At 41.9% G+C, this 25352-nt stretch carries 30 protein-coding genes; 19 read left to right on the top strand and 11 right to left on the bottom strand.

Translation table 11 applies throughout. The features are described 5' to 3' along the window. The first annotated feature begins 13 nt into the window (after positions 1 to 13). The 5 genes from N5J47_RS04890 to N5J47_RS04870 all read left to right on the top strand — a co-directional run bounded on the left by N5J47_RS04890 (position 14) and on the right by N5J47_RS04870 (position 3607). Complete coding sequence (locus N5J47_RS04890) at positions 14 to 265, top strand: MoaD/ThiS family protein (RefSeq protein ID WP_279958982.1); 252 nt, start codon at positions 14 to 16, stop codon at positions 263 to 265. A 2-nt stretch (positions 266 to 267) separates the two neighbouring features. Continuing rightward, positions 268 to 780: a molybdenum cofactor biosynthesis protein MoaE gene (locus N5J47_RS04885; protein ID WP_279958983.1), complete on the top strand. Its 513-nt coding sequence runs from the start codon at positions 268 to 270 to the stop codon at positions 778 to 780. Positions 781 to 797: 17 nt separating this feature from the next. Next, positions 798 to 1721 (top strand): bifunctional molybdenum cofactor biosynthesis protein MoaC/MoaB, encoded by a 924-nt coding sequence (gene moaCB / locus N5J47_RS04880; protein WP_279958984.1) that lies wholly within the window; start codon positions 798 to 800, stop codon positions 1719 to 1721. After that, entirely contained in the window at positions 1721 to 2950 is a 1230-nt protein-coding gene (locus N5J47_RS04875; protein ID WP_279958985.1) for a molybdopterin molybdotransferase MoeA, read from the top strand. Before moaCB ends, N5J47_RS04875 begins: the two co-directional genes overlap by 1 nt. Before the next feature lie 174 nt (positions 2951 to 3124). Then, the gene (locus N5J47_RS04870; RefSeq protein WP_262574140.1) at positions 3125 to 3607 is read left to right on the top strand and encodes a helix-turn-helix domain-containing protein; all 483 of its coding nucleotides are present in this window, start codon (positions 3125 to 3127) and stop codon (positions 3605 to 3607) included. A 4-nt stretch (positions 3608 to 3611) separates the two neighbouring features. Here the strand turns inward: N5J47_RS04870 and N5J47_RS04865 are convergent, their stop codons facing one another. After that, complete coding sequence (locus N5J47_RS04865) at positions 3612 to 5006, bottom strand: PLP-dependent aminotransferase family protein (RefSeq protein WP_279958986.1); 1395 nt, start codon at positions 5004 to 5006, stop codon at positions 3612 to 3614. A gap of 122 nt (positions 5007 to 5128) precedes the next feature. Between N5J47_RS04865 and N5J47_RS04860 the strand changes: the two genes are divergently transcribed. Then, positions 5129 to 5992 (top strand): DMT family transporter, encoded by an 864-nt coding sequence (locus N5J47_RS04860; RefSeq protein ID WP_279958987.1) that lies wholly within the window; start codon positions 5129 to 5131, stop codon positions 5990 to 5992. 16 nt (positions 5993 to 6008) lie between these two features. On the opposite strand, the gene N5J47_RS04855 is transcribed toward N5J47_RS04860, so the two are convergent. From N5J47_RS04855 to tusD, 4 genes are all read right to left on the bottom strand, one after another. Continuing rightward, positions 6009 to 6320, bottom strand: coding sequence for a TusE/DsrC/DsvC family sulfur relay protein (locus tag N5J47_RS04855; protein WP_279958988.1), 312 nt, complete (start codon positions 6318 to 6320; stop codon positions 6009 to 6011). 70 nt (positions 6321 to 6390) lie between these two features. Beyond that, positions 6391 to 6675, bottom strand: coding sequence for a hypothetical protein (locus N5J47_RS04850; protein ID WP_279958989.1), 285 nt, complete (start codon positions 6673 to 6675; stop codon positions 6391 to 6393). Positions 6676 to 6686: 11 nt separating this feature from the next. After that, positions 6687 to 7037, bottom strand: a complete 351-nt coding sequence (locus tag N5J47_RS04845) for a hypothetical protein (protein WP_267979471.1) — start codon at positions 7035 to 7037, stop codon at positions 6687 to 6689. A gap of 44 nt (positions 7038 to 7081) precedes the next feature. Further along, a complete protein-coding gene (tusD, locus tag N5J47_RS04840; RefSeq protein ID WP_267979470.1) occupies positions 7082 to 7450 on the bottom strand; it encodes a sulfurtransferase complex subunit TusD in 369 nt (122 codons plus the stop codon). Between the two features lie 65 nt (positions 7451 to 7515). Here tusD and galE point away from each other — a divergent pair, with 65 nt between their 5' ends. The 4 genes from galE to N5J47_RS04820 all read left to right on the top strand — a co-directional run bounded on the left by galE (position 7516) and on the right by N5J47_RS04820 (position 12100). Further along, positions 7516 to 8523, top strand: a complete 1008-nt coding sequence (gene galE / locus N5J47_RS04835) for a UDP-glucose 4-epimerase GalE (RefSeq protein WP_279958990.1) — start codon at positions 7516 to 7518, stop codon at positions 8521 to 8523. A gap of 205 nt (positions 8524 to 8728) precedes the next feature. Then, positions 8729 to 10123 (top strand): class II fumarate hydratase, encoded by a 1395-nt coding sequence (gene fumC, locus N5J47_RS04830; RefSeq protein WP_279958991.1) that lies wholly within the window; start codon positions 8729 to 8731, stop codon positions 10121 to 10123. A gap of 133 nt (positions 10124 to 10256) precedes the next feature. Then, a complete protein-coding gene (locus N5J47_RS04825) occupies positions 10257 to 10748 on the top strand; it encodes a hypothetical protein (RefSeq protein ID WP_279958992.1) in 492 nt (163 codons plus the stop codon). Positions 10749 to 10855: 107 nt separating this feature from the next. Next, positions 10856 to 12100, top strand: coding sequence for a D-amino acid dehydrogenase (locus N5J47_RS04820; protein WP_279958993.1), 1245 nt, complete (start codon positions 10856 to 10858; stop codon positions 12098 to 12100). Between the two features lie 54 nt (positions 12101 to 12154). Here the strand turns inward: N5J47_RS04820 and N5J47_RS04815 are convergent, their stop codons facing one another. Beyond that, positions 12155 to 12802, bottom strand: a complete 648-nt coding sequence (locus N5J47_RS04815; protein ID WP_279958994.1) for a hypothetical protein — start codon at positions 12800 to 12802, stop codon at positions 12155 to 12157. A gap of 98 nt (positions 12803 to 12900) precedes the next feature. Between N5J47_RS04815 and ispF the strand changes: the two genes are divergently transcribed. Beyond that, complete coding sequence (gene ispF, locus N5J47_RS04810; protein ID WP_279958995.1) at positions 12901 to 13392, top strand: 2-C-methyl-D-erythritol 2,4-cyclodiphosphate synthase; 492 nt, start codon at positions 12901 to 12903, stop codon at positions 13390 to 13392. Here the strand turns inward: ispF and N5J47_RS04805 are convergent. Further along, positions 13380 to 13904 (bottom strand): protein tyrosine phosphatase family protein, encoded by a 525-nt coding sequence (locus tag N5J47_RS04805; protein ID WP_267979463.1) that lies wholly within the window; start codon positions 13902 to 13904, stop codon positions 13380 to 13382. The two genes, ispF and N5J47_RS04805, sit on opposite strands and share 13 nt — an antisense overlap. Before the next feature lie 179 nt (positions 13905 to 14083). Between N5J47_RS04805 and N5J47_RS04800 the strand changes: the two genes are divergently transcribed. Both N5J47_RS04800 and N5J47_RS04795 read left to right on the top strand, forming a co-directional pair. Continuing rightward, a complete protein-coding gene (locus N5J47_RS04800; RefSeq protein WP_279958996.1) occupies positions 14084 to 14341 on the top strand; it encodes a type II toxin-antitoxin system Phd/YefM family antitoxin in 258 nt (85 codons plus the stop codon). A 1-nt stretch (position 14342) separates the two neighbouring features. Beyond that, complete coding sequence (locus tag N5J47_RS04795; protein WP_279958997.1) at positions 14343 to 14768, top strand: type II toxin-antitoxin system VapC family toxin; 426 nt, start codon at positions 14343 to 14345, stop codon at positions 14766 to 14768. A gap of 34 nt (positions 14769 to 14802) precedes the next feature. Here the strand turns inward: N5J47_RS04795 and argF are convergent, their stop codons facing one another. From argF to glnL, 4 genes are all read right to left on the bottom strand, one after another. Further along, positions 14803 to 15723, bottom strand: a complete 921-nt coding sequence (argF, locus tag N5J47_RS04790) for an ornithine carbamoyltransferase (protein WP_279958998.1) — start codon at positions 15721 to 15723, stop codon at positions 14803 to 14805. A 361-nt stretch (positions 15724 to 16084) separates the two neighbouring features. Next, entirely contained in the window at positions 16085 to 16744 is a 660-nt protein-coding gene (locus N5J47_RS04785) for a TetR/AcrR family transcriptional regulator (protein WP_279958999.1), read from the bottom strand. 147 nt (positions 16745 to 16891) lie between these two features. Continuing rightward, the gene (gene glnG, locus N5J47_RS04780; protein WP_279959000.1) at positions 16892 to 18394 is read right to left on the bottom strand and encodes a nitrogen regulation protein NR(I); all 1503 of its coding nucleotides are present in this window, start codon (positions 18392 to 18394) and stop codon (positions 16892 to 16894) included. After that, positions 18381 to 19490 (bottom strand): nitrogen regulation protein NR(II), encoded by a 1110-nt coding sequence (gene glnL / locus N5J47_RS04775; RefSeq protein ID WP_279959001.1) that lies wholly within the window; start codon positions 19488 to 19490, stop codon positions 18381 to 18383. Before glnL ends, glnG begins: the two co-directional genes overlap by 14 nt. A gap of 328 nt (positions 19491 to 19818) precedes the next feature. Here glnL and rimO point away from each other — a divergent pair, with 328 nt between their 5' ends. The 6 genes from rimO (at position 19819) to ispC (ending at position 25347) form a co-directional block, all read left to right on the top strand. After that, positions 19819 to 21162 carry a 30S ribosomal protein S12 methylthiotransferase RimO gene (rimO, locus tag N5J47_RS04770; RefSeq protein ID WP_279959002.1) on the top strand — a complete coding sequence of 448 codons (1344 nt, stop codon included), beginning with the start codon at positions 19819 to 19821 and terminating at the stop codon, positions 21160 to 21162. A gap of 48 nt (positions 21163 to 21210) precedes the next feature. Further along, positions 21211 to 21939 (top strand): UMP kinase, encoded by a 729-nt coding sequence (gene pyrH, locus N5J47_RS04765; protein WP_004677620.1) that lies wholly within the window; start codon positions 21211 to 21213, stop codon positions 21937 to 21939. 75 nt (positions 21940 to 22014) lie between these two features. Continuing rightward, positions 22015 to 22569, top strand: coding sequence for a ribosome recycling factor (frr, locus tag N5J47_RS04760; RefSeq protein WP_004677618.1), 555 nt, complete (start codon positions 22015 to 22017; stop codon positions 22567 to 22569). 4 nt (positions 22570 to 22573) lie between these two features. Further along, the gene (gene uppS, locus N5J47_RS04755; protein ID WP_279959003.1) at positions 22574 to 23323 is read left to right on the top strand and encodes a polyprenyl diphosphate synthase; all 750 of its coding nucleotides are present in this window, start codon (positions 22574 to 22576) and stop codon (positions 23321 to 23323) included. Between the two features lie 2 nt (positions 23324 to 23325). Further along, complete coding sequence (locus tag N5J47_RS04750; RefSeq protein ID WP_279959004.1) at positions 23326 to 24150, top strand: phosphatidate cytidylyltransferase; 825 nt, start codon at positions 23326 to 23328, stop codon at positions 24148 to 24150. Beyond that, the gene (gene ispC / locus N5J47_RS04745; RefSeq protein ID WP_279959005.1) at positions 24151 to 25347 is read left to right on the top strand and encodes a 1-deoxy-D-xylulose-5-phosphate reductoisomerase; all 1197 of its coding nucleotides are present in this window, start codon (positions 24151 to 24153) and stop codon (positions 25345 to 25347) included. Positions 25348 to 25352 lie beyond the last annotated feature (5 nt).

Genomic DNA, 25352 nt, shown 5'->3' with positions numbered 1-25352 from the left:
GTCTGGAGAAAATATGCAAACCATTGAGATAAAAATAGAAGCTTTTGGTGCGATAGAACGGCTATTACCCAAAGCACTTGCATTTGAGTTTGCAGGGGATCGGATGGTTGACGATGTATTGACACATATTGTGACGCTTTATCCAGATGCAAGTAGCGCGATGGAAAAGTGTGCCTGTGCCATTGGTGAAGATATCGTTACACGTCAAACACCATTGGATCAGTCATGTACTTTAGTGCTGTTGTCACCTGTGGCAGGAGGATAGACATGCGTGAATTTGCCAGAGTCCAAGATCAGGCGCTAAGTTTAGAGAGCTTTGACCCAATCCAGGATTTTCCTGAATGTGGTGGAATTGATATTTTTATTGGTACGGTACGAAATCACCACGAGGGTAAAGCAGTTAAAGCACTGAAATATACCTCTTATACACCTGTTGCTGAAAAGATGATTCGTGAAATCGAACAGGAAATTAAAGAGAAATATCAGGTCTCTTATGTTCGTGTTATCCATCGCATTGGTTATTTAGATGTCAGTGAAACGGCCATTATTGCAATTGCCTATGCTGCACATCGCCGTGAAGCTTTTCAAGCCTGTGAAGAAGCAGTTGAGCGGGTAAAACATGAAGTGCCGATCTGGAAAGAGGAGTTCTTTATGGATGGAACCAGTCAATACGTTGAGGGCTGTTGTATTCGTAAAGATACTGCTGAGCCTCAAGCAAAGGTACATCAACATACACACCATCAACACGAACATTGCACACATGAGCATACACACGAATAAGCTTTTAGGAAGTTAAGATGAAAAATGTTGGGATGAAACCTGAGAGTTACCGTGTTGCAGAAGCGCAAGCGATCTTACATGCGCCAGCACATTGTATCCAGTTGCTCCGTGATGGAAATACTGAAAAAGGTGATGCCTTAAAAACAGCACGTATTGCAGGCATTCTGGCAGCAAAACGTACCGATGAACTGATTCCGCTGTGTCATCCCTTACCGATTTATCGGGCTGATGTAGACTATGATTTGCATGATGACCATGTGGTGATTCTTACAACGGTTGAAACGATTGGGCCAACAGGCGTGGAAATGGAAGCATTGACAGCGGCAAGTCTGGCGGGTTTAACGCTTTATGATATGCTGAAACCACATTGTGAGCCTGAAGAACTCTGTTTAGACCAATGTAAACTGCTCAAGAAAAAAGGGGGGAAATCCCACTTTAAGCGCACTTTACGCCAACCTGTTTCAGCAGCCGTGATTGTACTATCTGATACTGTAGCAGCAGGTCGTAAGCCTGATACCGCAGGTAAGTCTGTAGTAGACACATTAACTGAAGCAGGTTTTGACCCGATTCATTATCAGATTATGGCGGATGAGGCTGATCAACTCAAAGATTTGGTGTTAGAGCTGACCAAATCTTATGCATGTATCATGACGGTTGGTGGTACAGGCATTGGTAAGCGAGATATTACCGTGGATACATTGGAACCGTTATTGGAAAGAAAGCTGGACGGTTTGATGGAGGCGGCACGTTCCTTTGGGCAAAAACGTACCCCTTATGCAGCCATGTCTCGTGGCGTGGCAGGCTTTATTGATCGTTCTTTGGTGGTGACTTTGCCAGGCAGTCGTGGTGGTGCCAGCGAATCGATGGCAGCAATTTTACCTGCTTTGGTGCATATTTTTGATGTCTGTCTTGACTTACCACATCCAGGAGGCTATGAATAATGTCAGGATGTGGCGCTGAAAAAGGTCTGATCAGTATTGATGAAGCGCTAGCACTGATCCAAACCAAAGTGAAAGCATTAGCGGTTGAGACGTTGCCTTTAGCAAAGGGCCTACATCGTTATTTAGCCAAGGCAGTTTATTCAGATGTAAATTTGCCTAGCTTTTCACAAAGTGCGGTGGATGGTTATGCCATTAATAGCTCACTGGAAAATCTGCAAGATACTGTTTTTGATGTGGTGGGTGAGATTAAGGCGGGCAGTGGTTTAAATCATCAACTTGCAGATGGACAAGCCATGCGTATTTTTACAGGTGGAAAAATACCTGAAAGAACAACGCATGTGGCCCGACAGGAAATTGTCGTAGTTGAGTCTGATAGCCAAATTCGACTGGTTGAACAGCTCAAACCGCAGGCTGATATTCGTTTTACTGGTGAAGAAGTTCAGTCAGGTCAGCTATTGGCAGAGGTCGGTCAGAACATCAATATTGGTGCGCTGGCTGCCTTGAGTATGGCTGGTGTAAAAACAATTGATGTATTTCAAAAACCTAAAGTAGCGATTGTCATTACAGGTGATGAGGTTGCTGAAACAGCAGAAGATTTGCAAGCAGGCAAGGTGTTTGATGCAAATGGCCCATTGTTAAAAGCATGGTTGCAAGACTATGGGATTGATGTGGATATTTTGCATATTGCAGATGAAGCAGAACAAGTCACACAATGCTTTGAACGTCTAAAACAGCACTATGATGTGATCATTACCACAGGTGGTGTTTCTGTGGGAGATTATGATTTTGTACGTCCCTGTGCTTTTGAAACAGGTTTTGAACAAATCTTCTGGAAAGTGAAACAGAAACCAGGTAAGCCATTATTTTTTGCTGAGTATACAGCACAACATCATCATTGCTATTTACTGGGTTTGCCAGGTAATCCTGCGGCGGTCTATGTCTGTATGCAGATTTATGGCAAGGCATTATTGGATGCACTACAAAACCAGCGTCAATCCTTAGCGTGGTTTAGTGGACTGCTCACCCATGATTTAAAATCAGATGCGCGTGAGCGTTTTCTAAGAATGTATGCCTATTTTGAACAGGGTCAACTCAAGCTACAAAGTCTGGCAAAACAGCAATCACATATGCTGAGCAATTTGATGCAGGCAAACTGTCTAGTGCGTATCCCAGCCAATATCAAACTGGAAGTTGGACAAGAAGTTTCAGGTGTATTTATTCACAATTAAATTGTTGATGGATTGATGCAAAATTGACTATTTTATCGTGTTTAGCTTGAAGCCAACTTGTATCTGGTGACCAAGATAAATTAGTGTATATTTTATATTGATTCGCTTTTTAGTGTTACGGTTCAAGGTGTGGATTGCATACCTTATAAGCTTGAAAAATGATGGGTGATAATAATGAAATGGGATGAGATTGGCGATCAGCCATGTTCAGTGGCGCGGACGCTTTCAGTATTGGGTGACCGTTGGACCATGCTGATCTTGCGCAACGCATTTATGGGTATACGCCGTTTTGATGACTTCCAGCGTAGTTTGGGACTCACACGCCATGTCCTTTCAGAACGGTTAAAGCGTCTGGTTGAGCATGGAATTTTAACCAAAGTTCCTTATGTGGAGCGTCAGGAACGTTTTGAATATCAACTTACCGATAAAGGTTTGGACTTGTATCCGATTATTCTGGCAATGGTGCAATGGGCCGATAAGTGGATGGATATGGGCTTGGGTAAACCGATTGAATTTACCCATAAAACCTGTGGTCATAAATTTAACTCAAAGGTTGTTTGTTCAGAATGTAATGAACCCATTGATGTGAAAGAGGTAAAGGTCGCTGCTGGCCCAGGTTATTTTGCGTTTGTTGAACAAAAGCAAAAAAGCGCCTGATTCATCATTCTGAGTGTTCTATCTCCTGTTGAATGGCATGGGATAGAACTTCAAAAATTCTTGAATCCTGACATTGCGCAACGTTAAAACGAATAAAGTTTTTAAAATTCTGGCTTTGGCTAAAGGCATTGCCAGGGGCCAAAATTACACCTTGCTCCAGGCAGGTTTGGGCAATACGTGCTGTATCTAAATGTTCAGGCAATTTACACCATAAAAACAATCCCGCTTGTGGTTTAATCCAGGGATTGATCCCAAGTTTTTCTAGCTGCTTGATGGTCGAATCCATGGCTTTCGCCAAGCGTATTTTTAATTCTTCCAAATATTTACGGTAATGGCTATCGGTTAATGCAGCAAACAAGATTTCAGCAGATAAATTGTTGCCCCCAAAACTGGTTGCAATTTTGATATCGGTTAGGTCCTCAATCCATTCGGGTTTTGTCGCAATATAACCTGTACGCACTGAGCCTGATAAGGTTTTGGAAAAACTGCCAATATGAATAACACGAGATAAACCATCCAGTGCAGCGAGTCTTGGAGCGGTATGTCGTTCCAGATCTGCAAAAATATCATCTTCAATCACAATTAAATTAGACTGCTCTACAAGCTTTAAAACCTGATAAGCCGTTGAAGCAGTCAGTACCGCACCAGTTGGATTATGAATGCCTGAATTTGTGATATATAAACGCGGATTATAATTTTTAACCGCATCTGCAAATGCCGTCAAATCTGGCCCTGTTTGCGTGTAGGGAATACCAATGATTTGAACCTGATGAACCTTGAGTAAGGCATGGAAATTAAAATAACAAGGGTCATCAACCAGAACTACATCATTTGGTTTTAAGAAATAGCGACAAATGAGGTCAATGGCCTGTGTACCTGAATCCGTAAGTAGGATTTGATTGGGAACAACCTCAATGCCTTTAGCCAGAATTCTACGGGACAGTAACTCACGCAAGGCTGGAAGTCCAAGCGGAGTTGAGTAATCCGTCAAGATACTATTATTGGCCTTGGATATTTTTCGAATCGCCTTACGAATGTTTTCATGTGGCATCCAGTCATCAGGTAACCAGCCACATCCAGGTTTTAAAACATCTTGTTTTGCTTCCAAAGCCTGTCTTGAAATCCATAACGGGTCAATGTTTCGGTCAATCTTGGGATGGATTTCAGAAATTGATAAAGGCGCAAGTGGCCCAGCGACAAAGAAACCTGAACCTGTTTTTGCCTCAATCAAGCCTTGCGCCGCAAGCCGTTCGTAGGCTTCAACAATGGTGGAGATAGACAGGTTTAACAAGCCAGCCAAAGCGCGTACCGAGGGAAGACGAGAACCTGGCATCAATGAGCGATTCTTGATTTGTTCATTGATGTGCTGGATAACGAAATCAATTTTTGTGGTTTTCATCTTGGCCTATTCTAACTGTGTGGGTATATATACCAATACAGTTATTTAAAATTGTACTGTATTGTGTATGGTGAACTCACCATATCACAGTTTAAATTCTCCATACAAATTTGGAGAATGAAATGAAGAATACGAGTCAGGGCTGGTTAAATGGTTTGATCGGGATCATTATCTTCTCTGGAACATTGCCTGCTACACGTGTGGCTGTGATGGATTTTAGCCCCACGTTTTTAACAGCCGCCAGAGCTGCGATTGCAGGGATGCTGGGTTTAGTGCTGATTTTATTATCACGACAGAAACTCCCAGAAAAGAAAGACTGGCTTGCTTTATTTTATGTTGCAATTGGGGTGGTGATTGGGTTTCCACTATTTACCTCTTTGGCACTTCAATATATGAGTGCTGCACACTCTATTGTTTTTATTGGTTTATTACCTTTGGCAACGGCAATTTTTGGTGTCTTGCGTAGTGGTGAGAAACCAAGTTTAGTATTTTGGCTATTTGCTATTTTAGGTAGTTCACTGGTTTTTAGATATATGTTGATTCAAGCAGGAAATTGGTCATTCAACTATGGTGATATTTTCATGCTAATTGCGATACTGCTTTGTGGCTTTGGCTATGCAGAGGGTGGAAAATTATCAAGGCATCTGGGCGGTTGGCAAGTCATTTGCTGGGCATTGATTATGACTTTGCCATTGATGCTGTTGATTTCATGTCTATATATGCCAGTTAATTTTGATCAAATTTCATTTTCATCAAAACTTGGGCTGGCTTATGTTTCGCTGTTTAGTATGCTGATTGGTTTTTTCTTTTGGTATAAAGGCTTGGCCCAAGGCGGTATTGCGACAGTTGGGCAGTTGCAACTATTGCAGCCTATATTGGGTTTGATGATTGCCGCCATTTTATTGCATGAGCAAGTCAGTCCAGCCATGTTTGCGGTCACCATAACCGTAATTGCCTGCGTTGCCTGTGCCAAAAAATTCGCTTAATTCGTAGATTCAAAAATTATAAACAATTGGCAGGTTTGGGAACGCCAGCCAAGCGACTTAAATGTCGGGCGACTAGACCTGTATTAAACTTTTGCTGTAGCTCAGCATTATTGATTTCAGGATCTACCGTCTTCATCAAAAACTTGATCAGGGGGCGTGTTGCAGGTGAATGCCCAAACTGCTGATAAAACTGCCGTACTGCATCAAGAACTTCAAAATGCCATTCTGTCAGCTCTAAATCGAGTGATTTGGCAAGTTCATGAGCAACTTGCTGATTCCAGATGGTGTAATCGACCAAATGACCGTCTTGGTCTAACTCTAACTGCATAAAATAGCCTAAGTAGGGGCGTATTGTATACGCCTAATAATTTATGGGTATCACTAAATTAACGATATATTCATTTCAACGTAATACAACGCTGAAACTGTAATACTAAATCTGTAAATTGAGCATATTCCAAAATGCGTACATGCTCTTTAAGATCATCCTGCAATAAACTCTGTTCATTGCTTAGGCAATAGATATTTTGGTAAATATCCACAACGGCATCTGTGACTTGTAAGACTGAATCACCCATCATCACAATATGGTCATCCGCTTTTGCCATTTGCGATAACTCATCTAAAATTTTATTGAAATTGTTATAAGGAGATTGGATGAGAAACAAGGTTGAATTTTTCATGAGCGAATCCCTTACCAATACAGTATATGATCAAATGACTGAATAAATTCAGGATGAATATCAATAAATTCAATGTCCTGATCTGTATTTTTGACGATAGTCAATTGTTGATTTTTGCTTTCAACCAAAATTGGGGTTAAATCGTAAAACTCAAAACTTTCCACCATATTGGCGGCAATTTTAAAGGCCTGCGTGAATTGGTCGAACGCTAGTTGATTGTTCAGTAAACTCAGTGCAGCATCCTTTAATAATACTTTGACAGAAATACCAAAGGTTGCTAAAACCATAGTTGCAGACAAGCTTTCATTGACCTGCAAACTGGTTAAATTGGGCTGCGTTAGGATGACGAGTACAGTTTTCACACAATTTACCTTTTAAAAGCAACACGCTATATAAAGAACTTGATCTAGAATTGAATTAGACGAGAACAGCTTTGTACAGCATCTGCAAGTTCTCCAAGCCCAACCAGCTCAAAACCCTGGGCCAGGTTGTGCTGTTGAAGTGAATGACGTTGTGCATTGCTGGCATCAGTGATTCCCCGAGCAAGGGCAGCACTGACACAGACAGGGAGTCGAATGCCAAGCTTTTGCCATTCCAGTTTTAGGTTGCGCTGATCATCAGGAAACCACTGTAAATCGTTCGCAACCTGAACACCGTCCTGGTAAAAGAAGACACGAAATTCCTCGTGCTTATTTTGTAATGCCTGTGCTAAACCAAATGCATGCCAGGCCATCATTGAAGTAGGTGCTGAGGTAATTAACAGTAGTGTACTCATGGAACATTCACTATGGTCATAGGCAAAAATAAAGATGGACATATTAAAAAGAAGGTAATTATACAATGATTTTGGTGACAGGTGGTTTAGGCTTTATCGGTTCACATATTGCTTTGAGTTTACTGGCTCGTGGGCACGAAATTGTCATTGTTGATAATCTGGCCAATTCAACATTACAGACTCTGGAACGTTTGGAATATATCTCAGGCATGTATATTCCTTTTGCAAAGCTGGATGTACGCAACACGCCTGCCTTAAATAAGGTGTTTGAACAATATTCCATAGATGCGGTGGTTCATACTGCAAGCTTTAAATCGCTGGAGGAATCGGTTTTAAAACCTCTTGAATATTATAATGATAATGTCAGTTGTATCATGAGCTTATTGCGTGCCATGCAACGAATGGGGGTGAGACAGCTCATCAACCTATCCAGCGTGGCGGTCTATGGAAAGTCTGATTCGGAACTTTCCGAGGAGACTGAATTTAATTATCACTATGCCAATCCCTATATTCGTACCCAGCAAATGGTGGAGGATATTATTGCGGATACCTACAGGGTTGACCATGAATGGAAGATCATTAACCTGCGGTTGTCCAATATTGTCGGTGCCTTTGAACATGGGGTATTGGGTGAATATGTCGTTCAATTACCGAAGAATATTGTGCCTCTAGCTTTGCAGGTGGCTGCAATGCAACGTGATTGCATTGAGTTGCAAAATCAGGCACAGACTAAAGATGGTACGGTTGAACGAAGCTTCTTGCATGTACTGGATGTCTGCGATGCTGTATTGGCAGGCTTAAAGTGGCTGGAAACACAGGTTGGCTGTTTGGAGGCATTTAATATCGCCCACTCAAAAACCACCTCTATTCAAGGTTTATTAGATGAAGTTGCCAAAGTAACCCAGTCCGAAATTCGGGTTCAGCCCGCAGTTTATCAACATGAGGAATTGGCTCAACTGGGGGCAAACATTGATAAAGCAGAAAAGGTGCTTGCATGGACACCGAAACGATCCTTAACACAAATGATTGAAGATGAATGGCGTTTTTACCTAAATACGCTAAAAGGTAACTAAGTCTGCTGTCGCTTGATGATTACGAATACAGTCCATTAAAACTGGCAATAGATTTTGGATAATGATTATTATTTACATTTTTAAACCATTTGGGGATAATACGGCGGTTTGTTGAATATCCTTGATGAACATCAATATTAGCTAGCCAAGGCATCTATTTGCTTCAGCCCGTGAAAATTCTTACCAAGATAGAGCAGAGGTTGTTATGCACATGCGAATTGAACACGATACCATGGGTGAAATTGAGGTTCCAAATGAAGCCTTGTGGGGTGCGCAAACGCAAAGAAGTTTACAAAACTTTAAAATAGGTCAGGAACGCTTACCCCGTGCGATGATTCGTGCAATGGGTCTTGTAAAAAAAGCTGCTGCCATCACCAATGCAGAACTTAAACAACTGCCTGAAGAGTTAAGTCAATATATTGTGGGTGCTGCTGAAGAAGTCATTGCTGGGCAATGGGATGCTCAGTTTCCATTGGTGGTATGGCAGACAGGTTCTGGCACGCAAAGCAACATGAACTGTAATGAAGTGATTGCAAATATTGCCAACCAGAAACTAGGGCAAGCTTTGGGGGCGCAAAAACCTGTCCATCCAAATGATCATGTCAACCGTGCGCAATCGACCAATGATTCTTTCCCAACCGCAATTCATGTTGCCGCAAGTCTGCAAATCAATGAATTACTGATTCCTGCGGTTGAGAAACTCAAACAAACTTTACAGCGTAAATCTGAAGAGTTCGATGATATTGTCAAAATTGGACGTACCCATTTACAGGATGCGACTCCATTAACGCTAGGACAGGAATTTAGTGGTTATGTGTCGCAACTGGATCATGGCTTAAAGCGTTTACATCAGGCACTTGCAGGTTTGTATGAATTGCCTTTAGGTGGAACGGCGGTGGGTACAGGGCTTAATGCTCATCCAGATTATGCGGTTAAAGCGGCTGAGCAATTGGCTGATTTGACAGGCTTGCCATTCGTAACTGCACCCAATAAGTTTGAAGCCTTGGCAGGACGTGATGCCGCAGTTTTTGCATCTGGTGCATTAAAAACTTTAGCAGCAAGCTTAAATAAAATTGCCAATGACATTCGCTGGTTGGCAAGTGGTCCTCGTTGTGGTTTCGGTGAAATCCGTATTCCTGAGAACGAACCAGGTTCAAGTATCATGCCTGGTAAGGTGAATCCGACACAAAGTGAAGCCATGACCATGGTGGTGGCTCAAGTATTGGGCAATGATACAACTATCAATATTGCTGGTGCATCTGGTAATTTTGAGCTAAATGTATTCATGCCTGTGATCGCTTACAACTTATTGCAATCAATCCAGTTGCTTGGTGACGCATGTAATAGTTTCAATGACCACTGTGCAGTGGGGATTGAACCAAACCGTGAGAAAATTGATTATTTCCTGCATAATTCACTGATGTTGGTGACTGCACTCAATCCCGTCATTGGTTATGAAAACTCTGCCAAAGTCGCCAAAACAGCATATAAGGAAAACAAGACCTTAAAACAGGTTGCGGTTGAACTTGGCTTGGTAACTGCTGAACAATTTGATGAAGTGGTTCGTCCTGAGCAGATGATTGCGCCGAGTAGTAAATAATCATGAGTGGTAGGGGCGTATTGTATGCGCCCTTATTATTTTGAGAAGCATGGGATGGTTGCCCTTGCAAAGTGTACTTCTCGCCTGCAAGTGCGTACAATATCCGTTTGATTGACTAGACCATTGCTTTATTATGCTTAATATTTATTTAACAGATACTCAAACTCATATTCAATATTCTGGTCTGTCTCATGAAAATCCTGTTAAATTTCTATTAAATTTAAAGAAAATTTTTCCAAGTACAGTGGACCTGTTGTTACCTGTGTTGCCAGAAGACAATAATCTGGAAAATGTGACATGGGAAGCAACTGCCAAAGACTTTGAGGTTTTCAAAAAATTACTAGAGGGCTGGGGCATTATTGAACTTCGTTTAAGTGCAATTACCACCTATAAAGATAAAAACTTTGCCAATGAATTGGTGAAAAAAGCTCAAGTTAGACGCAAGCAAATTTCCCAGAAACATCCTGAACTCTCACTTATTGCTTTGGATTATATACTCATGCATGAAATTCATGCCTTGATTGATGCGGAACTGGTCATGATTGGTGAGAAGTTCTATTTGCCGACTTTGCGTGAACAATGGAAAAGTCTGTTCTCAGAGCAAATTCTGCAATGTAAGTTTTAAGATGGGTAAGCAGACTTAGGTCTGCTTTTTTATTGACTCATCTTTATAGAACCACGCGGCATATATATTGCTTATTATGAAATGCCTTGCATTTCAAGGAGTTTGCTATGCCTCATATTGTTGTGATCGGTGCGGGAATTACAGGCGTTACCTCTGCCTATGAATTAATAAAACTGGGTTATCAGGTCACGGTCATTGATAGACATCTCTTTCCTGCAATGGAGACTTCTTTTGCCAATGGTGGGCAGTTGTCCGCCTGCAATGCTGAAGTCTGGAATCAGAAAGCAACGGTACTCAAGGGTATCAAGTGGATGAGTAAAAAAGATGCACCATTATTGCTCAACCCATCTTTTAGTCTGCATAAGTACCGTTGGCTGGTTGAGTTTTTAACCCATATCAAAAATTATAAAGCCAACACCATTGAAACTGTTCGGTTGGCGTTATTGGCAAGACAACGGCTATTTGAAATTGCCGAAAAGGAAAATATTTCTTTTGATCTGGAAAAACGTGGCATTTTGCATATGTACCACACTGAGGCAGACTATCAAATTGCCAAGCAGGTCAATGATGTTCTGGTTGAGGGAAAGCTGGAACGTTATGCAATTACACCTGAAGAAATGAAAGCAATCGAGCCGACCTTGACAGGTCAGTATTTTGGCGGTTATTACACTTCAAGTGATGCAACAGGTGACATTCATAAATACTCAGTTGGGCTTGTGGAAAAAACGCAGCAATATGGTGTGATCTATCGTTTTGGCCTAGATGTGGTCAATGTTAAATATATGCAGGATAAGGTGATCATCCACTGTAAAAACAGCTCAGAAAATATGCATACAGATGCTGAGGAATATACGGAAATCGAAGCAGATGTAGTGCTGGTATGTGGTGGCGTTGGAAGTTATCAACTGGCGGATATGCTGGGAGATCGGGTCAATGTTTATCCTGTAAAAGGTTATTCGATTACAGTGCAACTTAAAGATGAGCGTAGTATGAATAATGCGCCGTGGGTTAGTTTGCTGGATGAAAGTGCAAAAATCGTGACCTCGCGTCTAGGGGTAGATCGTTTGCGTGTTGCAGGAACGGCTGAGTTTAATGGCTATAACCGTGATATTCGGGCTGACAGAATCCAACCGTTGATCAACTGGGTAAATCAAAACTTTGATATTTCAACTGAGCATGTTGTTCCCTGGGCAGGCCTACGTCCCATGATGCCAAATATGATGCCAGTCGTAAAACAGGGAAATCATCCGCGAGTATTCTATAACACAGGTCATGGTCACTTAGGCTGGACACTATCGGCTGCAACAGCAATCATCATCAGTCAGGAAATTGCACAAAAATTTCCATGTTAAAGAACATAAGCCGATGTTTAAAAACATCGGCTTTTGAAATTCAATCATTCAAGTTTAGTCATATAAACGGTAGATGCCTGTAAAACGTTCGCAGCCTTTTTGATCTGTTTTGACAATCAGTAAGGCCTTTTGAAAATCAAACTGGTATTGGCATTTCTTTTCATTATCAGTGATCTGATTTTTTTGTTCAGGTGTACTGTAGGCAAGCAATGACAGTATTTGGGTTTCCAGCCGATTGTTTGGGTTGCGATAGGCAATACCCTCAATTTTAAGCTTGTCTTTATCCAGTTGATGAATCTGTAAATGAATGGGTTGAGCGGCTAATTTTCCCTGTTCATATTTTAGATAATGCTGGGTTAGCGTCTGGTTCATTGAGGTATAAAAATTCAGGTCATCCAAACGCAATTCAAACTGTTGTTGATAGCAGGTTTTGGATTTGCATTGCTGTAACTGTTTTAACCATAATCTCTGGGTATCATGTAATAGCTGTAAGGGGGCATCGGTCACCAAATAAGCAGTTAAAAACTTATTGTTGAGTTTAATTCGCTGTTCATCATATTGCTTGGAACATATCTTTTTAAGGTCAAGTGTACGATCTGAGCAATCGATTGATTTCGCAAATGTAAATGTTGAGTAAAAACAACTCAATGTGATGATATAACCGACGTTCTTTAATTGATTTCTTACCGTATTCAACAGCATAATGACGCATACTTTCAGTCTAATTTGCTCAATGTACTATAGCGAAATAGAAAGCCAGAATACAAGATTTGTTCAGTATATTGTAAAAGGAAAATCATATGGTTGCTCACATTCGTATTGGACAGGGAATGGATGTACATGCTTTTGAAGAAGGCAGCTTTGTTACCTTGGCGGGTATTCAGATTCCCCACACACATGGTTTAAAAGCCCATTCTGATGGTGATGTGGTGCTGCATGCGCTGTGTGATGCATTGTTGGGCGCATTGGCTTTAGGCGATATTGGGCAGCATTTCCCTGACACTGACCCAGAATATAAGGGTGCAGATAGTCGGGTATTGCTTAAGCATGTATATCAGTTGATTTTAGATCGTGGTTATCATCTCAACAATGCTGACATTACCGTGGCCTGTGAACGGCCAAAACTTGCCAAACATAATCTGGAGATGCGTCAAAGCATCGCGGATGTGATGGATGTGGATGTCACACAAATTAGTATTAAGGCGACCACAACTGAAAAACTAGGTTTTACTGGCCGTCAGGAAGGCATTCTGGCAACGGCGACAGTGCTTGTTTCCCATCAGGCAAAATGATCGGCATTGATCAATGACTGCTGTAATTCCTGTGTTGCTTTACGACCTTGCAGTTGTAAGGTAATGCTGTGAATCAGGCCTGTCCAGGTCTCATTCGGTTCCCAGATTTGATGAAGCAACTCTTGGGCAATAGGTAATTCAATATTCATATAAAACTGACGATATAAATACATCAAGCAACTGACACGCATATTCTGGGCACAATGTAACCAGACAATTTCATTCTGAACCAGATGGTCAATTAAATCTAAAATAAAAAGACACTGTTCTGAGCAGGGAATATCCCAGTCAATGGGGATATGAATATAGTTTAGCCCCAAACCCAGACAAATTTGATCCTGTTGGGATAAGTGATTTTCAGACTTACTCGTCGCAAGGTTAATGACTGTACTACAACCATATTCTTTAATCTGCTGCAACTGCTCAACCGAGGGCTGGGCAGAGCTAAACAGGTGCTCATGCACCAAAGAAAAACCTGGTATCTGAGATAAAGCTTGTTCGAGTGAAGTCATAAGGTTCGCTATACAATGATTGAAGTTCTCATGATATGAGAAACTTATTTTTAAAATGATGGCTTTACTATAAGTGTTTTTATTTCAGTGTTCAATTTATTAAAAATACCTAATTTCAGATTTTTTAGTATAATGGAGGTAGTAACATTGCAACCTTGGGACATATTGAGGGTGAATATATGAAAATAATGAATAGTAAAGAGTTTAATCAACATACCAATGAGGCAAAAAAAGAAGCAGAAAAGTCTCCTGTATTCATCACAAATAGAGGGGAATATACCCATATTTTGATGAGCTATATGGAATACCAGAAACTTATTCAAAATCAACCGCAAAACTTGGCCGATTGGTTTATTCAGGCGGACTCAGAAGTTGCTGATATTGAGCTGGAAATACCAGAACGCAGTCCAGCACAACGTCGTCCTGTAGAGTTTTAAGATGTATTTACTGGATACCAACATCATTAGTGAAATGCGCCGTTTACCTAAGGGCAAGGCTGATGCAGGTTTAACCACATGGGCAAAAAGTGTGAATACACACGCATTCTATACATGTACTGTGGTAATGATGGAGTTAGAACGTGGAGTACTGGGATTAGAGCGGAAAGACCCAATACAGGGGCAGATATTACGAATCTGGTTTGAAAATACAGTAAAATCAGCATTTCAACAGCGTATATTGACTATTGATAACGAAACTGCACGGTTGTGTGCAAATTTACATGTGCCTGACAAAGCAGCTGAAAATGATGCTTGGATCGCTGCAATTGCAATACAGCATAACCTTATATTGGTGACACGTAATACTGCTGATTTTCAGGATATGGGTATCAGGTTACTCAATCCATTTACTCAAAACCATTAAAAAAACAGCATCACGAGGATGCTGTTTTTTGTATTTATTCTTTGTTTAAATTTTCATTGAGTAGAAATTCCATTAATGCCTTTTGGGCATGTAAACGATTTTCCGCTTCATCCCAGACCACTGCATTTTTATGGTCCAGCATGTGTTCAGAAATTTCTTCACCGCGGTGTGCTGGTAAGCAATGCATAAATAAACAGTCAGGGTGAGCTAAGTCCATCAACTTTTCATTGACCTGGAAATCGGCAAACGCTTTTTCACGCAATTTTTGTTCTTCTTCCTGTCCCATGCTTGCCCAAACATCTGTTACGATCAGGTCTGCATTAACCGCTGCATCTTCAGCCTTGTTGAACACTTCCACACAGTCCGCAAACTCGGCGAGAAACTCAGGTTTTGGCTCATAACCCTCAGGAGAGGCGATCTTGAGTTTAAAACCCATCAGATGTGCCGCTTCAACATAAGAGTTACACATATTGTTGCCGTCACCAATCCAGGCTACTGTCTTGCCTGCAATGCTGCCACGATGTTCCTGATAGGTTTGTAAATCAGCAAGTAACTGGCAAGGATGATGATCATCCGTAAGGCCATTAATAACAGGTACTTTAGAATAAGAAGCAAAACGCTCTACGATGTCATGCCCAAAAGTACGGATCATCACAATATCAAGCATGCTCGAAATAACACGGGCAGAATCTTCAATGGGCTCACCGCGACCCAGTTGGGTGTCACGTGGTGAAAGAAAAATCGCATTACCCCCAAACTGGCAGATGCCTGCTTCAAAAGAAATACGGGTACGTGTACTCGACTTTTCAAAAATCATTCCTAAAACTTTACCAACAAAAGGTTGATATACCGTATTGCTGTGCTGCATACGCTTGAGTTCTTGCGCACGATCTAAAATGCGTTGCAGTTCTAATGAGGATAGGTCACGTAAAGTTAGGAAATGCCGAAGCGCCATAGCTACTCCCACAATAATTATTGAATAAAAACAATAATTAATTGTTGTTTGACGAGTGGTGAATAAAAAGGAATTGACTACTATACTATACGCTCAGGAAAATGCAAAAGAATTAAGGGCCTGTTGCCATTTTATCTATGGTTGCGACAGCGGACATTTTTTAGACGATACAAGGCATGTTTTGCGAAATTTAGTGATCTAAATGAGAGAAACATAACGCAGTAGCGGCAAAAAATGTCCCTGTCCCAAAGGGTTGTGGCTAAAAATCCCTCATACTTCGTTATGAAACTTGGCAAGGGAATAGCCATTGCCTGCATTTCATGCCTTGTCTGGTGAATTTTTAGCCTACAACGCAACTCATTTATAAAGTGGCAACAGGCCCTAGATTTTGGTGAGCTTTTAGGAATAAATCTACAGAATAATAAATATAATCAAATATCTCAGTGTCATTGGCTGGCATATTCAAGCCCATTAAAATACGCCATTCAACATCACGTAAAATGCCAAAGTACATTGTGGCGGAAAATTGGGGATTGCTACAAAAGATGCTCTGGTTTTGATGTGCATGTTCAAGCGCAAAAGCAATGGTATTTTGAATGTTTAAAGCACATTGATCATAGAAGTAGTGCGCCAGTTGCATATCTTTCTGTGACTGCTCTGTGAACATGCGCATAAAGGCAATGTTCTCAGGTTGGATGATATGTTGATAGAAACGAATCAAGGTCTGGTTTAAATAGTTCTTGAGATCAATCTTTTCTGGAATATAGGGTACACAGACCCCCTTGAAAAAAACTTCTCGACGATAATCACAAATGGCGGTAAACAAGCCTTCTTTATTACCAAAATATTTATAGATAGACGTTTTTGATCCACCTGCATGATTGACAATATCATCCAGCGAAACAGCATCATAACCGCGTTCCAGAAATAGATCGGTTGCACAAATGAGCAAGGCAAGACGACGTTCCTGTCCACGGCGAGTTTGAGGCTGTTCACAACTTGGGTAACAAATATCAGTCATTGTATTCAAGAGAAGTGGGTTGGGTGATCTGTATTATAGCAAAAACCATATACATTGTATGGCTATGAAGTTGATGAGTGTTGCAAATCCTCCTGATATTAAAAAAGCGAGACATGATTTGCTCGCTTTTTTAATGGCTTAGGGCTGCTAGGCTGGACGAACTTCCTCGTCATCATCATCTTCAGATGAATCCATTCCAAGTTCCTTGAGTTTACGTGTCAGGGTATTGCGTCCCCAACCCAAAAGCTCAGCGGCATGACGTTTACGTCCACGTGTTTGCTGGAGTGCGGCATTAATCAATGTGCGTTCAAACATCGGTGTGGCAATATCCAGAATTTTCATTTCACCATTTTTTAGCTTTTGAATGGCCCATTGACCCAACAACTCATCCCAATGATGCACTGCAATACGTTCAGACAGTGCTGGGCTGGCCGCTGTTGGCTGCACAGCATCACTTGTTGCTTTCTGGATCGAGACCTGTTTAAGCTCGGCAGGTAAATCCTCAGGATAAACCTCACGACCCGTGATCATCACTGTCAACCAGCGGCAGGTATTTTCTAGCTGACGAACGTTGCCTGGCCACGGTAGCTGTTGCATATAATCCGTTGTTTCAGTGCGTAGGATTTTTGGACTTACGCCGAGTTCCTTGCCTGCACGCGCCAGAAAGTGCTGTGCCAGCATCGGAATGTCTTCACTACGATGGGCAAGTTTAGGAATGTGAATACGGATTACGTTGAGGCGATGATACAAGTCTTCACGGAAACGGCCTTCATTGACCAGCTTTTCCAGGTCCTGATGGGTTGCCGCGACAATACGCACATCGACTTTTACTGGAATGTGACCACCGACACGATAGAACTCTCCATCCGCAAGTACACGGAGTAGACGTGTCTGGGTTTCAAATGGCATATCACCAATTTCATCCAGGAATAATGTGCCACCATTGGCTTGCTCAAAACGCCCTTGATGCTGGGTGTTTGCACCTGTAAATGCACCTTTTTCGTGACCAAACAACTCGGTTTCAATCAAGTCTTTTGGAATTGCCGCCATATTCAGCGCAATAAAAGGTTTGGCACGGCGTGGTGAATGCTTATGCAATGCATGGGCAACCAGCTCTTTACCTGTACCTGACTCACCATTAATCAATACAGTGATATGCGATTGTGATAAACGTCCAATGGCACGGAACACTTCCTGCATTGCAGGTGATTCACCGATAATCTCAGTGGATTGTAATGGTGCAGCCGCCGCCGCTTTGGTGGCTTCCTGTTGTTGAAGCTTGGTGATATGCAAAATGGCACGATTGACCAATGCCAATGCCTCATCAATATCAAAAGGCTTTGGCAGGTACTCAAAAGCACCAGTCTGGTAACTTGATACCGCTGACTCCAAGTCAGAGTGGGCGGTCATGATAATCACAGGCAGGTCTGGATGGGTGTTCTTCACTTTGGACAGAAAAGTTAAGCCATCAATTCCAGGCATGCGGATATCAGTCAAGATGACATCAGGGGCATCATCATGTAGACGTTCCAGCGCTGTTTGTGCTTCTTCAAAATTGGTAACGTCAAAACCTTCTTCTTTAAAAGTCTTTTCGAGTACCCAGCGCATGGCACGATCGTCATCGATTACCCAAATTTTATTTCGTGACACGGTCTGACTCCCAAGGTAGATATAAGCTAAATACGGTTTTTCCTGGAACGGACTGACATTCGATCATTCCGTTATGTTGATGCATGATGTTTTGCGCGATACTGAGGCCAAGCCCTGTTCCCTTTGCCCGTCCAGTCACAAGTGGATAAAACACTGACTCTAAGATACTTTCTGGCACACCAGGCCCATTGTCCTCAATATCAACACGAACTGTAGATCGATTCAGTACACCATTAATAGTGACTAAACGTTGAATACGAGTTCTTAGAATTAATTCAGGTTCTGAATCGACAAAGAAACTTTTATTTTCGGTCATGGCCTGTACCGCATTGACGCTGATATTCAGCATGACCTGAATCAGTTGATCACGATCTGCCATCACATCAGGCAGGGAAAGGTCATAATCGCGGGTGATCTTAATTTTTTTCTTGGTCTGGTTGACGATAAGTGAACGAACGCGTTCGAGTGGCTCATGCACATTGACCAGCTCATAGCTTGGTAACTGACGTGAACCAAGCATGGTGTCTGCCAGATTGGTTAAACGATCCACTTCGCTAATAATAATGTCGGTAAATTCCCGATAGCTTTCATCACTTAAACTACGTGCCAGTAACTGTGTTGCACCACGTATCCCTGCCAAAGGGTTCTTGATTTCATGTGCCACACCACGGACAAGCTGGCGGGCAACCTGATGCTGTTGAACCAGATTTTCTTCCTTGGAAATTTTCAGCATCCGATCAATTGGGTTCAGCTCAATCAATAACAGGGGATGGTAGCTCTTTCCTGTATTAAGCTGTGAAACTGTATAGTCCACATGAATCGGTTTGAAATTTACATTGATTACCGCTTCGCGACGTGTGTAATGTTGTCCACTTTCTAAGGTGTTGAGTAAAGCTTCGTGGGTATTAAAGGTATCATCGTGGGCATGCAGTAAATTTAAGACAGGTTGACCTGATGCACGTAGTAAGCTGACATCAAATAATGCTTCACAAGCGGAGTTTAAATAAAAAATATTAAGCTTACTATCGACCAATAAAATGGCAGTCGTTAAATTATCTACTAGGAGTCGATAGTCGATAGTGTGGTGTTGATCCATTTGTGAATCGTCCTGTATTAAAATGGCGCAATAAATATATGTATAAATGAATAGCCATTCATGTCTAAGGTTTATGTAATGCAAAATATAAGCCAACTTTTGATAGGCTAAATTTCAACAACTTAGTTAAAAGATATGCCGTTTATGCTGTATTTTTCACATAGATGCGGTTTTATCTGGATTTTATAATGTTCTAAATTGGTGCGATGTAGGATTTTATTTAAAATATTGGTTGTATTTTGGTGCATTGATTAAACTGTGCAATCCCCACCTGTTTTTATCACTCGAAAAGTCATACAATACGCCGATTCAAGTGGAGCGCAGATTCATGAAGACCCCCAAAGTCGGTTTTGTATCTTTAGGTTGTCCTAAGGCATTGGTAGATTCTGAACGAATTTTAACCCAGTTAAAAACTGAAGGTTATCAAGTGGCATCAGATTATGACGGTGCGGACCTGGTTGTTGTTAATACCTGTGGTTTTATTGAGTCTGCGGTACAAGAGTCGCTGGATGCGATTGGTGAGGCCATGAGCGAGAATGGTCGTGTGATCGTCACGGGCTGTTTGGGCAAAGATGAAGATAAAATCCGCCAAATGCACCCAAATGTACTGAAAGTGACAGGTGCGGCGGCCTATCAGGACGTGATGGAGGCAGTGCATGAATATGTGCCTGCACCACCAAAGCACAATCCGTTTATTGACCTGGTTCCTGAGCAGGGTGTGCGTTTAACACCGAAGCATTATGCTTATCTCAAAATATCAGAAGGCTGTAATCACCGCTGTACATTCTGCATCATCCCAAGCATGCGTGGAGACCTTGTTTCGCGTCCAGTTGGAAAGGTGCTGGATGAAGCGGCAGCATTGAAACGTGCGGGTGTAAAAGAAGTTCTGGTCATTTCCCAGGATACCTCCGCTTATGGTGTGGACACCAAATATAAGCTGGATTTCTGGAACGGCCAACCCGTTAAAACCAAGTTCTACGATATGTGTGAAGCATTGGGACAACTTGGAATTTGGGTGCGCTTACACTATGTCTATCCATATCCGCATGTCGATGCAGCCATTGACCTGATGGCGCAAGGTAAAATCCTGCCTTATTTAGATATCCCTTTTCAACATGCCAGTCCGCGCATCTTAAAATTGATGAAGCGACCAGCCCACAGTGAAAATACCTTGGAACGCCTTAAATTGTGGCGGGAAAAATGCCCTGAATTGGTGATTCGTTCAACATTTGTGGTTGGCTTTCCAGGTGAAACTGAAGAGGACTTCCAAATACTGTTGGATTGGTTGAAAGAGGCACAGCTTGACCGTGTCGGTTGCTTTACCTATTCACCTGTAGAGGGTGCAACGGCCAATGATCTTCCAGACCATGTGCCTGAAGAAATCAAGCAAGAGCGCTATGAGCGTTTCATGGAAGTTCAGCAGGAAATTTCAGCGGCAAAACTGCAAAAGCGTATTGGTCAGACGATGACTGTATTGGTGGATAGCCTGGAAGAAGAATTCCCAGTTGCGGTTGCCCGTTCTTATGCGGACGCACCAGAAATTGATGGCAATGTATTTGTTGAAGATATTGATAAGAGCATGATTAAGGCAGGCGACCTGCTTGAAGTCGAAATTACTGATGCAGATGAATACGATTTATTTGCAAGGTTAATTCAGGTTAAATCTGCTTAACACAAGATATAAAGAAAATTTTGAGATTGATCGGTTTGGAGTAAAGGTATGTCAGCTTCTAAGAATCCACGTTATGCACGCATTTTGCTCAAGCTTTCTGGTGAGGCTTTAGCTGGAAATAAAGATATGGGTATTGATGCCCAGGTACTGGATCAAATGTCACTTTCTATTGCCCACCTGGTTGGCTTGGGTGTGCAGGTGGGTATCGTTGTTGGTGGTGGTAACTTATACCGTGGTAGCCAGTTGCAGAAAGATGGTCTGGTTGGTCGTGTAACAGGTGACCAAATGGGTATGTTGGCAACTGTGATGAATGGTTTGGCAATGCGTGATGCATTGGTACGCCGTAATATCAAGACCCGTTTAATGTCAGCATTGTCAATCGGCACAGTAGTAGAATCTTATTCTAGCCGCGATGCCATTCGTCATTTAAGTCAGGGTGAAGTTTGTGTGTTTGTTGCGGGAACAGGTAATCCATTCTTCACCACTGACACAGCCGCTTGTTTACGCGGTATCGAAATTGAAGCAAACTTGATTCTGAAAGCAACCAAGGTTGACGGCGTTTATAACAAGGACCCAAGTAAATATGAAGATGCGGTTAAATATGACAATTTAACTTTCGATCAGGTCTTGGATGAAAAGCTTGGTGTGATGGATTTAACTGCAATTTGCCTATGCCGTGACCATAATGTGCCATTGCAGGTGTTTGATATGAACAAGTCTGGCGCATTGCTTTCTGTTGTGATGGGTGAAAAAGAAGGGACTCACGTTACGAATTAATATACGTGAGCCAGAAAGCTCTTTATACTACGTTAAATATTTTGTAATACCTCAGGAATAAGTAAGGAAGATCATATGATTAACGATCTCAAAAAAGACAGCGAACAGCGCATGCAGAAAACCCTTGAGTCTTTGGAACAGGGTTTTGCAAAAGTTCGTACTGGACGTGCTCACCCATCTATCTTAAATGGCGTGATGGTTCCTTACTATGGTTCGGATGTTCCACTGAATCAGGTGGCGAACGTGGGTGTTGAAGATTCACGTACCTTAATTGTTCAGCCATTTGAACGTAACATGGTGTCTGCGATTGACAAGGCAATCCGCGAAAGTGACTTGGGCTTAAACCCGATTACCACCGACTCTATTCGTGTGCCGTTGGCTGCTTTAACAGAAGAAACCCGCCGTGACATGCAGAAAGTTGCCCGTTCAGAAGCGGAGAATGCCAAGGTTGCCATCCGTAACATCCGTCGTGACGTTTTGGGTGACATCAAGGCACTACTGAAAGAAAAAGAAATTTCTGAAGATGACGAACGCCGTGCAGGTGAGGATATCCAGAAAATCACCGACAAGTTTGTTGCGGAAGTGGACAAACGTCTTGCAGCCAAAGAAGCAGAATTGATGAAGGTCTGATTATATGACCTCACAAGAAGAACAACTTCTTCCCCAGCATGTTGCCATCATTATGGATGGCAACAACCGTTTTGCCAAAAAAAATCAGATGCAAAAAGGCGATGGGCACCGTGAAGGAAAAAATATCCTTGACCCCATTGTTGAGCACTGTAAACACGTCGGTGTAAAAGCCTTAACTGTGTTTGCATTCTCAAGTGAAAACTGGAAGCGTCCGCAGTACGAAGTCGATTTACTCATGAAATTGTTGGAAGAAACCATTCACGAGCAATTGCCACGTATGGAGAAATTCAACATTTCACTTCGCTTCATTGGAGACCGTTCCAAACTCTCCAGTGAATTACGTGATTTAATGCAGTATGCAGAACAGAAAACAGCAACTTTTGATTCCATGGCGCTGACCATTGCGATCAGTTATGGTGGCATGTGGGATATGGCCCATGCCGCAAAAACCATTGCTCAGGATACACTTGCTGGAAAACTCCAAATAGATCAGATAAATGTTGATTTATTTGATAAATATGTCAGTCTAAATGATCTACCTGCTGTCGATTTGTTGATCCGTACAGGGGGAGACTATCGTTTGTCTAATTTCCTGCTTTGGCAGGCGGCCTATGCTGAATTGTATTTTACCGATACATTGTGGCCAGAATTTACCATTCAAGAGTTGGATCATGCATTTCGTATTTTCTCAGGGCGTGAGCGACGTTTTGGCAAGACATCCGAACAGATTCAACAAGCGAAAATAGAGAATTAATAATGTTAGAGCGGATAATTACCGCATTGGTATTAGTTGCAGTTGTTCTAAGTTGCATGTTTGCAACGCAATCACATTATCCAATGTTCATGCTTATGATTTTAGCGGCAGGGGTTGCAGGCTACGAGTGGTTTAAATTGATGCCACAGGCGTCGGCGACTGTCTCAAAACCTAAGGCCTGGGTATATGGTGGTTGTGTTGCACTGGTATCAACACTGGCATTGTTTTTTAATGATGTTGCCTTACTGCTTTGGGCTGCATCCATTCTTACCTGGCTGGTGAGCATTTACTGGGTTAAAAACTTCCCTGATGCTGATAACTGGTACAACGTCTCGCTTCACTTGATTGGATTTATTTTAATTTCAGCCGCTGTTACCGCAATTTATGCGGTATGGCATAGTTCACCGTGGTGGCTGATGTATTTATTCCTATTGGTTTGGGGCGCTGACAGCGGTGCCTACTTTGTTGGCCGTAAGTTTGGTAAAAAGAAACTTGCCCCGAAAGTCAGTCCAAATAAATCCGTTGAAGGTTTATACGGTGGTATCGCCACAACAGTGATTATTATGCTGGTTGTACAATATTCCTATTTAAATTTAACCGCATTGCAGCTTATTTTATTCCTGATTCTTTCGGTCATTACCGTGTTTGCATCAGTGCTGGGTGACCTGTTTGAATCCATGATCAAGCGTCGTGCAGGGATTAAGGATTCTGGCCGTGTGTTGCCAGGTCATGGTGGTGTGCTGGATCGTATTGATTCACTGCTTGCGGCAGCACCCATTTTTGCTACGGGTATATATATTTTAAAACTGATTGGTGTAGATCTTTAAATGACTCAAGCTGTTTGCATATTGGGTGTAACGGGTTCAATTGGAAAAAGTACTTTAAAAGTATTGGAACAGCATCCAGACGATTACACTGTATTTGCAGTTTCTGCATATAGTCGTTTGGATGAGCTTTTGGAAATTTGTAAAAAATATCATCCAAAAATTGTTGTGGTGCCGAATGAAAAAACATTTGAGTTACAACAACGTCTAAATGAAGAAAATTTAAAACATATTGAAATTCTGACTGATGAAGCAGGCTTGATCAGCATTGCTGAGCATGCCGATGTTGACATCGTCATGGCTGCGATTGTTGGTGCGGCAGGCTTGTTGCCAACCCTTGCCGCAGTCAAGACAGGTAAGCGTGTCTTGCTTGCCAATAAGGAATCTTTGGTCATGTCTGGCGACATCATGATGCAGGCTGCCCGTGAGCATAATGCACTGTTACTACCCGTCGATTCTGAACATAATGCGATTTTCCAGTCTTTGCCGCATGATTATTTAAATGCTGAGAGGACAGGCCAGCCCCAGCTGGGTGTTTCCCGAATTTTACTGACCGCTTCTGGTGGGCCATTTCTCAACCATTCATTAGAACAATTGCATGATGTAACGCCACAACAGGCATGTAAACATCCAAACTGGTCTATGGGACAAAAGATTTCGGTTGATTCTGCGACTTTAATGAATAAAGGGCTGGAATTGATTGAAGCGTGTCATTTGTTTTCAATATCAGAACATTTTGTTACAGTCGTGGTTCATCCACAAAGTATTATTCATTCCATGGTGCAATATGTGGATGGATCAACTTTGGCACAAATGGGTAACCCTGATATGTGCACACCAATTGCACATGCATTGGCTTGGCCAAAACGTCTGGCAACAGATGTTCCTGCGTTAAACTTGTTTGAGACTGCTCAATTGAATTTTCAGCAACCTGATATTGTTAAGTTTCCAGCATTGGATTTGGCTCGTCAGGCCATGCGGGCAGGTGGTTTGGCGCCTACAATATTAAATGCAGCAAATGAAATTGCGGTAGCTGCATTTTTGCAGCAAAAAATTCGCTTTACTGAGATTGCTCAAATTGTCGAGAACACCTTGCAAGTTGTACAAAATGCCAAAGCAGAAGACATAGACATCATTTTACAGACTGATATGATCGCTAGACAGGTTGCAGAGAAGTATATTGTGGATATGGGAGGCTAAATCGT

It is taken from the genome of Acinetobacter sp. GD03645, assembly GCF_029845285.1.
Lineage (GTDB): Bacteria > Pseudomonadota > Gammaproteobacteria > Pseudomonadales > Moraxellaceae > Acinetobacter > Acinetobacter corruptisaponis.
The sequence above is the reverse complement of the archived record's forward strand: the minus strand, read 5'-3'. Positions and strand labels throughout refer to the sequence as shown.

Bases quoted from the DNA above. Each gene is read 5' to 3' on its own strand.
- N5J47_RS04800 (WP_279958996.1), top strand. From the start codon at position 14,084: ATGAAAATAATGAATAGTAAAGAGTTTAATCAACATACCAATGAGGCA.
- N5J47_RS04815 (WP_279958994.1), bottom strand. From the start codon at position 12,802: ATGCTGTTGAATACGGTAAGAAATCAATTAAAGAACGTCGGTTATATC.
- N5J47_RS04860 (WP_279958987.1), top strand. From the start codon at position 5,129: ATGAAGAATACGAGTCAGGGCTGGTTAAATGGTTTGATCGGGATCATT.
- N5J47_RS04885 (WP_279958983.1), top strand. From the start codon at position 268: ATGCGTGAATTTGCCAGAGTCCAAGATCAGGCGCTAAGTTTAGAGAGC.
- tusD (WP_267979470.1), bottom strand. From the start codon at position 7,450: ATGAGTACACTACTGTTAATTACCTCAGCACCTACTTCAATGATGGCC.
- ispF (WP_279958995.1), top strand. From the start codon at position 12,901: ATGGTTGCTCACATTCGTATTGGACAGGGAATGGATGTACATGCTTTT.
- N5J47_RS04850 (WP_279958989.1), bottom strand. From the start codon at position 6,675: ATGAAAAATTCAACCTTGTTTCTCATCCAATCTCCTTATAACAATTTC.
- uppS (WP_279959003.1), top strand. From the start codon at position 22,574: ATGACCTCACAAGAAGAACAACTTCTTCCCCAGCATGTTGCCATCATT.
- N5J47_RS04865 (WP_279958986.1), bottom strand. From the start codon at position 5,006: ATGAAAACCACAAAAATTGATTTCGTTATCCAGCACATCAATGAACAA.
- pyrH (WP_004677620.1), top strand. From the start codon at position 21,211: ATGTCAGCTTCTAAGAATCCACGTTATGCACGCATTTTGCTCAAGCTT.
- N5J47_RS04795 (WP_279958997.1), top strand. From the start codon at position 14,343: ATGTATTTACTGGATACCAACATCATTAGTGAAATGCGCCGTTTACCT.
- N5J47_RS04855 (WP_279958988.1), bottom strand. From the start codon at position 6,320: ATGCAGTTAGAGTTAGACCAAGACGGTCATTTGGTCGATTACACCATC.
- glnL (WP_279959001.1), bottom strand. From the start codon at position 19,490: ATGGATCAACACCACACTATCGACTATCGACTCCTAGTAGATAATTTA.
- N5J47_RS04875 (WP_279958985.1), top strand. From the start codon at position 1,721: ATGTCAGGATGTGGCGCTGAAAAAGGTCTGATCAGTATTGATGAAGCG.
- fumC (WP_279958991.1), top strand. From the start codon at position 8,729: ATGCACATGCGAATTGAACACGATACCATGGGTGAAATTGAGGTTCCA.
- N5J47_RS04890 (WP_279958982.1), top strand. From the start codon at position 14: ATGCAAACCATTGAGATAAAAATAGAAGCTTTTGGTGCGATAGAACGG.
- rimO (WP_279959002.1), top strand. From the start codon at position 19,819: ATGAAGACCCCCAAAGTCGGTTTTGTATCTTTAGGTTGTCCTAAGGCA.
- N5J47_RS04805 (WP_267979463.1), bottom strand. From the start codon at position 13,904: ATGACTTCACTCGAACAAGCTTTATCTCAGATACCAGGTTTTTCTTTG.
- argF (WP_279958998.1), bottom strand. From the start codon at position 15,723: ATGGCGCTTCGGCATTTCCTAACTTTACGTGACCTATCCTCATTAGAA.
- ispC (WP_279959005.1), top strand. From the start codon at position 24,151: ATGACTCAAGCTGTTTGCATATTGGGTGTAACGGGTTCAATTGGAAAA.
- N5J47_RS04820 (WP_279958993.1), top strand. From the start codon at position 10,856: ATGCCTCATATTGTTGTGATCGGTGCGGGAATTACAGGCGTTACCTCT.
- N5J47_RS04750 (WP_279959004.1), top strand. From the start codon at position 23,326: ATGTTAGAGCGGATAATTACCGCATTGGTATTAGTTGCAGTTGTTCTA.
- moaCB (WP_279958984.1), top strand. From the start codon at position 798: ATGAAAAATGTTGGGATGAAACCTGAGAGTTACCGTGTTGCAGAAGCG.
- galE (WP_279958990.1), top strand. From the start codon at position 7,516: ATGATTTTGGTGACAGGTGGTTTAGGCTTTATCGGTTCACATATTGCT.
- frr (WP_004677618.1), top strand. From the start codon at position 22,015: ATGATTAACGATCTCAAAAAAGACAGCGAACAGCGCATGCAGAAAACC.
- N5J47_RS04825 (WP_279958992.1), top strand. From the start codon at position 10,257: ATGCTTAATATTTATTTAACAGATACTCAAACTCATATTCAATATTCT.
- N5J47_RS04785 (WP_279958999.1), bottom strand. From the start codon at position 16,744: ATGACTGATATTTGTTACCCAAGTTGTGAACAGCCTCAAACTCGCCGT.
- N5J47_RS04870 (WP_262574140.1), top strand. From the start codon at position 3,125: ATGAAATGGGATGAGATTGGCGATCAGCCATGTTCAGTGGCGCGGACG.